Raw genomic sequence first — 11802 nt, 5'->3', positions numbered from 1 at the left:
GGTCTTGGGAGGCTCCGAAATGGATCCTGTTGCTCACAACGGGATCCGAGAAGTCCTGTGGCGGATGCCATAGGCGACCCGTCTGTCGGGTGCCCTCCGGGCGCCGCCAACGTATCCCTTCCCTGCGACGACGATGATATCTCCTCGAGAGAGGATCTCCTGGCTTAGGGCTAGTAGCTCAGCTGGTTAGAGCACACGCTTGATAAGCGTGGGGTCGGAGGTTCAAATCCTCCCTGGCCCACCACATGCCGGTGGGTCTGTGACGGTTGGGGGTGTAGCTCAGCTGGGAGAGCACCTGCTTTGCAAGCAGGGGGTCGTCGGTTCGAACCCGATCACCTCCACCAATCTTCTGGTGGCCGGTTGAGCTGAGAAGCTCCCGGTGAGAGGGTTCAGGCGTCGCAGTGGAATTCCGAGTTTCCGCGTCTGAGCTGTCCGCATTCCCGAGGGAAGCGGGCCGTTTGGCGTCGGGATGTGATCCGGGTGACCGGGTTGTTGGTCTTTGTCAGTGTGAATCAGGTTCTGGTGCGTCTTTGGGCGCGCTGCCAGGGGAGGGTGGTCCACAGCCATCATTCTCCGAAGCCACAAGTCTGACCGGTACGGATATCTCCGCGAGGGGGTGTCACGACCCGTGGCAGCAGCGAATGCGTTCAAAGGCGTCATGTGTGTGCTGAGTTCGAGGCCTGCCGTGTTGCGGAGTGTCTGCATCACCCGAAAGGGCTGGTGTGGATGGTTCCTGTGCATGGTGGGTCATGACGGACCGTAAGGTTCGTTTGGAGATCTCGAGCGCGATAAGGGCATTCGGTGGATGCCTTGGCACCAGGAGGCGATGAAGGACGTGGCACGCTGCGAAAAGCCATGGGGAGCCGCGAGCAGGCGTTGATCCGTGGATATCCGAATGGGGAAACCCACCCTTAGGGGTATCCTGAACTGAATCCATAGGTTCAGGAGGCAAACCCGGGGAACTGAAACATCTCAGTACCCGGAGGAAAAGACATCAACAGAGATTCCGCTAGTAGTGGCGAGCGAACGCGGAACAGGCCAGTGGCCTGGCGATTGTAAGCAGAAGGGTCTGGAAAGGCCGGCCAGAGCGGGTGATAGCCCCGTATGCGTTTAGATCGTTGGGTCCTTGAGTAAGGCGGGACACGTGAAATCCTGTCTGAACATGGGGGGACCACCCTCCAAGCCTAAATACTCCCTGGTGACCGATAGCGAACAAGTACCGTGAGGGAAAGGTGAAAAGCACCCCGATGAGGGGAGTGAAATAGACCTGAAACCGAATGCCTACAAGCAGTCGGAGCCGCATCTGCGGTGACGGCGTACCTTTTGTATAATGGGTCAGCGAGTTTCTGTTCGCGGCAAGCTTAAGCCGATAGGCGTAGGCGCAGCGAAAGCGAGTCTGAACAGGGCGTTCAGTCGCGGGCAGAAGACCCGAAACCGAGTGATCTAGCCATGGCCAGGCTGAAGGTGGGGTAACACCCACTGGAGGGCCGAACCCACGCCTGTTGAAAAAGTCGGGGATGAGCTGTGGCTAGGGGTGAAAGGCCAATCAAACTCGGAAATAGCTGGTTCTCCGCGAAATCTATTGAGGTAGATCGTCGTGTGATCACCCTCGGGGGTAGAGCACTGGATGGGCTAGGGGGTCCCAAAGACTTACCAAACCTAACCAAACTCCGAATACCGAGGAGTGCAGCGCGGCAGACAGACGGTGGGTGCTAAGGTCCATCGTCGAGAGGGAAACAGCCCAGACCGCCAGCTAAGGCCCCCAAATCGTGGCTAAGTGGGAAAGGATGTGGGAATTCCAAAACAACCAGGAGGTTGGCTTAGAAGCAGCCATCCTTTAAAGAAAGCGTAATAGCTCACTGGTCTAATAGAAATCCTGCGCCGAAAATGTAACGGGGCTCAAGCCACGTGCCGAAGCTGCGGGTGCAGAGCAATCTGCGCGGTAGCGGAGCGTTCCGTAGGCCTGCGAAGGGAGTGGGGTGACCCCTCCTGGAGGTATCGGAAGTGCGAATGCTGACATGAGTAGCGACAAACAGTGTGAGAAACACTGTCGCCGAAAGTCCAAGGGTTCCTGCGCAAGGTTAATCCGCGCAGGGTGAGCCGGCCCCTAAGGCGAGGGCGAGAGCCGTAGTCGATGGGAACCAGGTTAAAATTCCTGGGCCTGCTGGAAGTGACGGATGTGAAACGTGGTGGGGGCTTATCGGATTGTCCCTGCGGCCGGAACATCCCGGGAAACAGCTCCAGCGTATAGACCGTACCCGAAACCGACACAGGTGGACTGGTAGAGTATACCAAGGCGCTTGAGAGAACGATGTCGAAGGAACTAGGCAAATTGCCCGCGTAACTTCGGGATAAGCGGGACCCGGCTGTGGGCAACCATGGTCGGGTGGCACAGACCAGGGGGTAGCGACTGTTTAGTAAAAACACAGGGCTCTGCGAAGTCGAGAGACGACGTATAGGGTCTGACGCCTGCCCGGTGCCGGAAGGTTAAGAGGAGGTGTGCGAGCACTGAATTGAAGCCCCGGTAAACGGCGGCCGTAACTATAACGGTCCTAAGGTAGCGAAATTCCTTGTCGGGTAAGTTCCGACCTGCACGAATGGCGTAACGACTTCCCCACTGTCTCCGGCATCGGCTCAGCGAAATTGAATTCCCCGTGAAGATGCGGGGTACCCGCGGTCAGACGGAAAGACCCTATGAACCTTTACTGCAGCTTTGCAGTGGCATTAGGAGAGCACTGTGTAGGATAGGTGGGAGGCTTTGAAACCGGGGCGCCAGCTTCGGCGGAGCCAACCTTGAAATACCACCCTGGGCGCTTCTGATGTCTAACCGCGATCGGTCAGCCCGATCCGGGACCCTGCATGGCAGGCAGTTTGACTGGGGCGGTCGCCTCCCAAATGGTAACGGAGGCGCGCGATGGTGGGCTCAGGCCGGTCGGACATCGGCTGCTGAGTGCAATGGCATAAGCCCGCCTGACTGCGAGAGCGACAGCTCGAGCAGAGACGAAAGTCGGCCATAGTGATCCGGTGGTCCCGCGTGGAAGGGCCATCGCTCAACGGATAAAAGGTACTCTAGGGATAACAGGCTGATCTCCCCCAAGAGTCCACATCGACGGGGAGGTTTGGCACCTCGATGTCGGCTCATCACATCCTGGGGCTGGAGCAGGTCCCAAGGGTTCGGCTGTTCGCCGATTAAAGTGGTACGTGAGCTGGGTTTAGAACGTCGTGAGACAGTTCGGTCCCTATCTGCCGTGGGTGAAGGAGACTTGCGAGGAGCTGTCCCTAGTACGAGAGGACCGGGATGGACGCACCTCTGGTGAACCGGTTGTCGCGCCAGCGGCACCGCCGGGTAGCTATGTGCGGACAAGATAACCGCTGAAAGCATCTAAGCGGGAAACTTCCCTCAAAACCAGGTCTCCCCGAGGGCCGTGCAAGACCAGCACGTCGATAGGCCGGATGTATACGCGCGGCAACGCGCTCAGCTAACCGGTCCTAATCGCCCAACAGGCTCGATCATCTCCCCCATCACGCACAGCAGTCATCCACACCAACCGCCACTCAGGCCTCACCACGCACACACACCGACGCAAACACCAGAACCTGCCCCCACACCCTGACACACACAATCAGGGTGGGTTTGACGACCTGGTGGCTCTGGCGGGGTCCCCCCACCCGATCCCATCCCGAACTCGGCCGTGAAATACCCCAGCGCCCATGGTACTGCGTCCTAAGACGCGGGAGAGTAGGTCGCCGCCAGGTCTTCAAACCCACCCTGACCCCACCACACCAACACTCCCAACACGCCCCATCAGTCGACAGCTTCGCCGCGGGGTGGAGCAGCCCGGTAGCTCGTCAGGCTCATAACCTGAAGGTCATAGGTTCAAATCCTATCCCCGCAACCACCATACCAACCGCCGCCGATGCCCACGCATCGGCGGCGGTTCGCGTTTGTACACTTCGCTATCCGGCCATCACGCCGACATTCCGGCTCTGTCCAAGAACCCGCTCGAGGCGATCGACCAGCACCTCCGCATCGGCGGGCTTGCGCACCAGTGCGAACGGGCCACCGCGTTCCACCATTTCCAGTTGATCCGGGCTCGCCCCACCCGTGTGGCCGGTCACCAGTACCGCAGGCAGGCGAGGCCAGCGACGGCGCAAGGCGGTGATCAGCCCGAACCCGTCCAACGCGCCCGGCATCGACAGATCGGTCACCACCGCCGCCGGGCGCGGCCCGTGCTCCAGTTGCGCCAGCGCCGCCGCTCCGTGTTCGGCCGCCGCGACGCTGAAGCCGCGTTCCTGCAATTGCGCCACCAGAACCTCGCGCACATCCGGCTGGTCCTCCGCCAGCAGGATGCTGATGCCCCGTTCCCCCGTCATCGCCGCGCCGGCGGCGGTCGGGGCGAGGGCAGGCAGGGCCATGGGACACATCTCCTCCGTCCCTTGGGGCAACCAAAGCGAGACGGTCGTGCCATGGCCGGGCGTGCTCTCGATGGTCAGCGCGCCGCCTGATTGCTCGGCGAAGCCACGCGCCATGGCCAGGCCCAGGCCGGTGCCCTTGCCCTTCGGCTTGGTGGTGAAGAACGGCTCGGTCACCCGTGCCAGTACCTCGGCCGGCATGCCTTCGCCCGCGTCGATGACCGAAAGCCGCAGGAAAGGTCCCGGAGGCAGCCCCGGCGGCGTGTCCCCGGTCCGGATCGAGGCCGCCTCAGCACGCAGCACCAGCGCGCCGCCCCGCGGCATGGCGTCACGGGCATTGTTGGCCAGGTTGACCAGAACGGCCTCGAGCTGGCTGCGATCGGCGAACACCGCCGGAAGCTCTGGCGCCGCTTCAACCCGCAGCGTGATGTCGGCCCCGAGCGTGGAATGCAGCATCTCAGCAAGGTCGCCGAGCAGCGAGGCGGGGGCGATCGGCTCGGGGCAAAGCTCGCCACGTCGTGCGAAGGCCAGCAGCCGTCCGGTCACCGCCGCGCCGCGCTCCGCTGCCTGTTGCGTGCGGTCAAGGAATTGTCGCGCGCTCTCCGGATCGCGCTCCAGTCGCTTGCGCACCAGCATCAGCCCACCCTGCACGGCCTGTAGCACATTGTTGAAATCATGGGCGATGCCACCGGCAAGCCGCCCGAGCGCCTCCATCCGTGCGGCCTCGGCGAGGCGCAGCTCGCTCTCCGCCAGGGCGCGCCCGCGCCGCTCGGCGAGCGCTTCCAGGTGCCTTGCTTCCCGCGTCAGCACCGCCTCGGCCTCGCGCCGTGCCGTCACGTCGAAATTGAGCCCGACCATGTGCGGGGCCTGTCCGTCCCCACCGGGGATCGCGTGACCATGGCCGCCGATCCAGCGCAGACCGCCGCCGGGCAGGCTGACCCTGAACTCGTGGCTGAAGGCGCCGTTGCCCGTCTCCAGCGCGGCCGTGATCGCGGCTTCCAGGCCCGGCCGGTCTTCCGGATATACCCGGTCGAGCACCATTGCGCCGGTAGGCGGGCCCTCCGCCGGATCCAGCCCGAACAGCTCGAACTGCCGCGCGTCCCATTCCAGGCGGCCGGTGGCGAAATCCCACGACCACAGCCCCATTCGCCCTGCTTCCAGCGCCAGGCGCAGCCGTGCCTCGCTTCTGGCCAGCGCCGCCTCGGCCGCGCGCCGCTCGGTCACGTCGAGCTCGACGACCACGCCGCCGATGATGGTGCCGGCGGCATCGCGGATGGGGGCGGCACTGTTGAGGAAGCAGCGCCGGCTCGACCCGCCGAAGGGCAGGCATTCGACCAGCTCCCCGCGCACCACCTCCCCCCGCAGCAGGGCGCGCGACATGGCCCATTCATGCGCCTGGATGCGTTGGCCGGTCGCCGGCCAGAAGCCGACCCAATTGGCGTAGTGCTCCCAGCTTTCCGTCGGCGGCAGGGAGCCCCAGAGGTCACGGTTGGCGGCGTTGTCGCGCAGGATCCGTCCCCTGGCGTCGGCGATGATGACGCCCACCGGCAAGGCGTCGAGCACGACGGCGAGCGTCGCCTCGCTCTCGCGCCGGGCCGCTTCCGCCTTCCGGCGCATCGTCGCATCGAGCAGGATGCCCGCGGCCCGGATCGGCCGGCCGACGGGATCGCGCTCGATCTGGCCGCGCGCCAGCACCCAGCGTTCTCCCTCGCCGGGCCCGAAGGTGGCAGGCCGACACTCGACCTCGTAGGGCCCCCCTTGCGCGAGGGCATGCCGCCAGCGTGCCACGACCCGGGGCCGGTCCTTCGGATGGACCGCCTCGATCCAGTCTTCCGCGGTGAATCGCGTGGTACCCACGCCGAGCAAGGCCGCGGCCTCCGGCGACCAGAAGCCCTGCCTGGAGGTGAAATCGAGCTCCCAGGTGCCGACACCTGCGCCTTCGGTCGCCAGCCGCAGCCGGGCCTCGGTCTGGCGCAGGGCGGCCTCGGCCGCGGCGAAGCCCTGGCGCAATTCTTCCAGTTCGATGATCTCCGCCGGCGGCAGCGCCGCGGCGGTGGCGGTGCTGCCGCCATCGACCGCGATCGCGCGGGCATGCGCGACGAGGCGGCGCACCGGGCGCAGCACCCGGCGTGCCACCAGCAGGGCGAGGCCGCCGGCAAGGGCCAGCGCGACCATGCCACCGGCGGCGAGGCCCAACAGTGGCCGGCGCCAGGCCGCGGCCAGGGTCTCCGTCGGTTCCGCCACGACCAGGGTCCAGCCGGGCGCGCCGGTGACAGTGCGGAAGGCGAAGGCCCGCTCCACCCCGAGCAGACCCCGGCCATAGTACAGACCTGCTTCCTGCCCGGCATAGGCGCGCATGTTCTCGGGCGGGATGGAACGGCCGACGAAGCTGTCGTGCAGGGCGGTTCGCGCCACGATCACGCCCTGGCTGTCCAGCAGCACGGCAAAGGCGTCCGGCGGCAGGTCCGGCACCGACAGCAGATCGCGCAGCCGTTGCACGCCGGGCGAGACCCCGGCCATCAGGGCGACATCCCCCCTGGCGTTCCGGACGGGCACGCCGATGGTCAGGACGAAGCTGCCGGAGGCGGTGTCGGCCAGGTCACCCACCGCGGGCCGGGCGGTGGTGAACACCTGCTCGACCAGATCCCGCGCGGCGATGGCGGATAGTCCCGGCGAAGGCTGGGTGGTCACCAGCGCAGCCCCGTCGCGGCCGAGCACATGCACGCTCGCGCCGAGGTCTTCCGCGATCCGGCGTGCATGGGCGCCGAGCGCCGGCAGGTCGGGCATGCCCGGATCCGGTCCAAAGGCCGGGGAGGCGGCAAAGGCCGTGAGGGCGGCCTTGTTGCCGGCGATCTCGCGGTCCACCGCCGCCGCCAGGGCGCTGGCGGTGTCGCGCAGGCGTCCCTCCGCCGCGCCGCGATAGCTTGCGGCCATCTGCCAGGCGGCGAGGCCGCCAATGGCAAGCGCGGGCACCAGTACCGCCAGGACCAGGCCGAGGAGCAGGACGGCAAGGCGCGGAGAGGGCGGCAGCCTCGCGGGACCGGTATCGGGATGGTTCATCCTGGCGATCCCGGCCTCGTTTCCCACGTCTCTCATGGCAACGGCACCGGGGATCCCTGTGGTCCGCCAGGAGTGCGGAGGGGCGGCCGCCAGGCCAGGAGCGGGCAGCGAAGGCTGTCCAGGTTTCCCTGCCAGGCAGACATCGTCTTGTTCCTTTCGCGGCCGCGATCGATCTCTAACCCAGGGGGCTGACAAATAATATCTGTACCAGGAAATATCTCTTAAAGGGAACAATTTCCGCAGAATGTCAGAATTCTGCCGGCACTGGCGCGCACAGGCTAGCTGATTTCTATCCGTCGATTTATATCGATAAACAATATGTGCAGGATTGTGTGTCTATGATTGGTCGGTTGCGAGTTTTAACTTCAATCATCTCCGATGTTGGCCGCACGACGAAGCTGGTTCCATTTGTCTCCATATAACTTTATATATCGGAAGATTTTCGTAATACTTCAGCGGGCGGTCAATTTGATTACCGCCCGCAACAGGCAGGATTGCGCATGCATTTCGGTCGCCGTCCCCGTGCAGGCCGTGGCTCCGACGCCATTGAACCGGTGGTGTCACCCACCCCTGCGCAAACAGTTTCGCAAGGGCCCGCATCCCCCCCGCAGCTCCGCACTGTGTCGGCGAGTGTTGCCGGGCTGACGCCCGAACTCCTGGCCGGGCTTGGTGCGCCCACCCTCGTGCTTGGCTTCGTCTCGCCGCATGTCGATGGCGAGGCGGTGGCGCGGCGGCTCACGGCGGCATTCGGTGGCGGCACGCGGGTCGTGCTGGTCTCCACCGCTGGCGAACTCTGCGGGCGCCCCGGTGCCACCATCTACCAGCCGGCTTCCGGCACCTGGGACAATGTGACGCTGCTCGCCTTCCCGGCCGGCCTGCTCGCGGATGTCAGCCTGCATGCCGTGCCGCTGCAGTCCGAGGATCTGCGCTCCGGCACGCTGCGGCTCTCGGTCGAGGAACGGGTGGCGGCGATACGGCGCAACCTGGAATCGGTGTCCCCTGCATTCCCACTCGATCCGTGCGACACCGTGGCGCTGACCTTCTTCGACGGGCTTTCGGCCAGCGAAGGTGTGTTCATGGAAGCGGTCTATGCTTCCGGCCGCTTCCCCGTGCTGTTCATCGGCGGCTCGGCCGGCGGCAAGTTCGATTTCGTGGCCACCTGGCTTCATGACGGCCAGCGACGGCTGGAGCATCATGCTCTCGTCATCCTGTTGAAGCTGGCCCCGGGTGTGACCTGGGGGGTGTTCAAGACGCAGAATTTCCGTCCCACCGGCAAGGTCTTCACCTTGTTCGAGGCCGATCCGATGCGTCGCACGGTGACCAGCGTGATTGACCCGCGCACGCTCGAGGTGACGGGATTCATCCCCGCCCTGTGCCGTCATTTCGGCTGCGGCGAGGCCGAGCTGGAGCGTCGCCTGCAACGCCACACCTTCGCGTTGTCGCTCGAAGGCGATCTCTGTGTCCGCTCGGTTGCCGCCATCGATACCGCAGCTTGCGTCGTGCGCTTCTATTGCGATGTCACGTCGGGCGATGACCTGCTGCTGGTCGAGGCCACCGATTTCGTCGAGCAGACCGAAACCGATCTTGCGACCTTCCTGCGTGGCCGGCCCGCGCCGCTCGGCGCGATCCTGAACGACTGCATCCTGCGACGGCTCAACAACGCGGACGCGCTCGCCCGCATGTCCTGCTTCTCGAGCTTTCCTGCCGCCGGATTCTCGACTTTCGGCGAGTTGCTCGGCACCAACCTGAACCAGACGCTGACGGGTCTGTTCCTGTTCCCCGCCGGTGGGGTCGTGGATGATTATCTCGCCCGGTTTCCGGTGCACTATGCCCGCTTCGCCGCGGCCTCTGCCCGGCGCGAGGTCAACCGCCTGCAGCAGATCAACCGCTTGCGCCAGAGCCTGGTGGCCGGCCTCGCGCCCTATACCGACATGGTCGGCATATTGCGCAGCGCCCTCGATGAGATGATGGAGTACGCGACCAGGATGGGGCAGTCGCTGGAGGCGATCGGGCGGGGCCTTGTGCACCATGCCGAGGCCTTCCGCCAGCAACAGGGGCGGCGGGATGAACTGGTGGCCGGCGTCACCAGGCTCGCCGAGGCCCTGAAGGCGGTGGAATCCGTGCTTGGCGTGATCGACGGCATCGCCGGCCAGACCAACCTGCTCGCGCTCAATGCCACCATCGAGGCGGCGCGCGCGGGCGAGGCGGGGCGCGGTTTCGCCGTGGTTGCCAGCGAGGTGCGCAAGCTTGCCAACGACACCCGCGCTACGCTTGGGCGCAGCCAGGAGGCCATCGGGCAGACGCGCGATTCGGCGGGCGGACTCGGGACGCGCATTGCCGACATGGTCGGCCGGCTCACGGAACTTGCTCAGGAGAGCGATGGCCTGGCGGTGACGGTGCGGGGGGTGATGAACGAGATCGGCACCGTGCAGCAACGCATCGCACAGACGAATCTCGCGGTGAAGGAACAACTCGCCGCGTTGCCGCCGACCCTGGAATACGTCGCCTATCTGCGGCGGCTGGAAGAGAAGCGGAAATAGCGTGCCGGCATCGCGAGATGCGGCGATCCGGGACACCGGATGCGATGGATATGACGGTTCAGGTGAAAGCTGGCGGAGGGAGTGGGATTCGAACCCACGGTACGCTGTTAACGCACACACGCTTTCCAAGCGTGCGCCTTAAGCCGCTCGGCCATCCCTCCAGGGTGCCTGCGAGAGGCCGCACCATAGCAGCCGTTCCGGGCAGATCAAGCGCCACCCCGCGGCATTCCTGCATTTCCGTCATCAATCGGGGCATCAGCCATCTGCGGGCGACAGGCACGGGGCCGGCGCGTCCGGTTCCGGGGCGCCGCTGCGCGGGGCGAGCCGGGTTTCCGGCATGACCAGCCAGACCACGACGCAGGCGGCGACTCCGGCAGCCGCCAGGCCCAGGAAGGCTGTGGCGGCCCCGGACGCGTCGGCGAGCGTGCCGGCGGTGCCGGTGCTGACCGCGGCGCCCAGCCCGACCGCAAGCCCGACCACGCCCATGCCGAGGTTGAAGCGGCCATGGTCGTGGGTGATGTCGGCCACCACCAGCGGCAGCATCACGCCGAACACCGCCGCGCTGATCCCGTCCAGGGCCTGGTAGGCGACCATCATCTGCGGGCTGCCGTCGCAGGCGAACAGGGCGGCGCGCAGTGGCAGCACGATGAAGCCGATCAGCAGCACCGGGCGGCGCGCCCAGTGATGCGCCAGCCGGCCGAGTTGCGGCGAGATCAGCGCCGCCAGGATCTGCGGCAGGATGATCGAGGCCGGCACCACCAGGTCGATCAGCCGGTCATGCAGCAATGCCACCCTGCCGCTTCCGCCCGTGGCCAGCGCCAACTCCGGCGCCTGCGTCGTGGCACGGGTGATGGCACTGGCCGCCAAGGGCAGCAGCGCCGCATTGCCGACCTGGAACAGCGCCACGCAGGCGGCGAAGATCAACAGCCGGCGGTCGCGCAGCACCCGCCGGGCCGGCGTGGGCGCGTCTCCGCGACCCAGGCCGCCGAGCGCGCCGCGATGGCTGGTCCGGCTGCGCGCCGCCGCCATCGCGCCCGGGCGGATGAACTGCAGTGTCAGCAGCGCCGCCGGGGCACAGGACGCGGCGAGCAGGAAGATGGCCTGGTGGGAGAACCACAGCGCCACCGCCCCCATGATCCCCGCCGCGACCGTCGAGCCCATGGCGGCGAAGCGCACATTGTGGCCGAGCCGCTCGCCGAGATGCTCCTGGCGCGCCAGCGCCAGGGTGATGGCGGCGATCGCCGGGGCCAGCACGCTGCCGGCCATGCCCTGCAGGATCAGCGCGGCATAGACCGGAAGCCGCAGCTTCATGGTGGCGATCAGCAGCGAGGCGCTCATCAGCGTCAGCAGCGCGGCCGCCACGACGGCCCGCTTGTTGGGAACCCAGTCCACCAGCAATCCCGCCGGCACCTGGCTTGCCACGGCCGCCACAGTGCCGGCGCTCAGCACGAAGCCGATCTCGCTCGCGCTCCAGCCCTGCGTGGTGAGGTGGACCGCCAGGAAAGCCCCGAAGCCCGTCTGCATCAGGGCGACCAGGAAATTGAGCCAGTTCAGCCCGGCGAGGCTGGTCATGACCTCCGGCTCGACCTCGACCACGGTCGGGACGGAACGGCTCAGGGCGACGGACATGGGGGCCCTCCGCACCGGCGCGGGGACCGGTGCCTCTGCTTGACGCGAACACGGCGCACGCGGACGAGGAGCGGCGGCAGGCAAAGGAGGGGAGATGCCCAGGGGGCGAGGGGGGACGGCCGTCGGGTCGCGCGCAGGGGGGCGGCACGCACCGGAGGCA

General features: G+C 66.1%; 2 protein-coding genes, 4 tRNA genes, 2 rRNA genes and 1 pseudogene. 6 read left to right on the top strand and 3 right to left on the bottom strand.

From position 1 onward, the window contains the following. Positions 1-167 precede the first annotated feature (167 nt). The 5 genes from NBY65_RS28260 (at position 168) to NBY65_RS28240 (ending at position 3899) form a co-directional block, all read left to right on the top strand. Positions 168-244: transfer RNA gene (locus tag NBY65_RS28260), tRNA-Ile, on the top strand. A 24-nt stretch (positions 245-268) separates the two neighbouring features. Next, positions 269-344: transfer RNA gene (locus NBY65_RS28255), tRNA-Ala, on the top strand. Between the two features lie 433 nt (positions 345-777). Next, positions 778-3514, top strand: a 23S ribosomal RNA gene (locus NBY65_RS28250). A gap of 127 nt (positions 3515-3641) precedes the next feature. Then, positions 3642-3756 (top strand): 5S ribosomal RNA (rrf, locus tag NBY65_RS28245). Between the two features lie 66 nt (positions 3757-3822). Further along, positions 3823-3899, top strand: a tRNA-Met gene (locus tag NBY65_RS28240). Positions 3900-3957: 58 nt separating this feature from the next. On the opposite strand, the gene NBY65_RS28235 is transcribed toward NBY65_RS28240, so the two are convergent. Next, the gene (locus NBY65_RS28235; protein ID WP_150038909.1) at positions 3958-7509 is read right to left on the bottom strand and encodes a PAS domain-containing protein; all 3552 of its coding nucleotides are present in this window, start codon (positions 7507-7509) and stop codon (positions 3958-3960) included. A gap of 653 nt (positions 7510-8162) precedes the next feature. Between NBY65_RS28235 and NBY65_RS33935 the strand changes: the two are divergent. Further along, positions 8163-9893: pseudogene (locus tag NBY65_RS33935) on the top strand (methyl-accepting chemotaxis protein); the annotation flags it as partial. Positions 9894-10083: 190 nt separating this feature from the next. Here NBY65_RS33935 and NBY65_RS28220 read toward each other — a convergent pair. Further along, a tRNA-Ser gene (locus NBY65_RS28220) sits at positions 10084-10174 on the bottom strand. Between the two features lie 94 nt (positions 10175-10268). Continuing rightward, a complete protein-coding gene (locus NBY65_RS28215; RefSeq protein ID WP_162530368.1) occupies positions 10269-11642 on the bottom strand; it encodes an MFS transporter in 1374 nt (457 codons plus the stop codon). Between the last annotated feature and the right edge of the window lie 160 nt (positions 11643-11802).

This window comes from Rhodovastum atsumiense (genome assembly GCF_937425535.1).
Lineage (GTDB): Bacteria > Pseudomonadota > Alphaproteobacteria > Acetobacterales > Acetobacteraceae > Rhodovastum > Rhodovastum atsumiense.
Note: the sequence above shows the minus strand (reverse complement) of the source record. Positions and strands in the feature narration are given on the sequence as shown.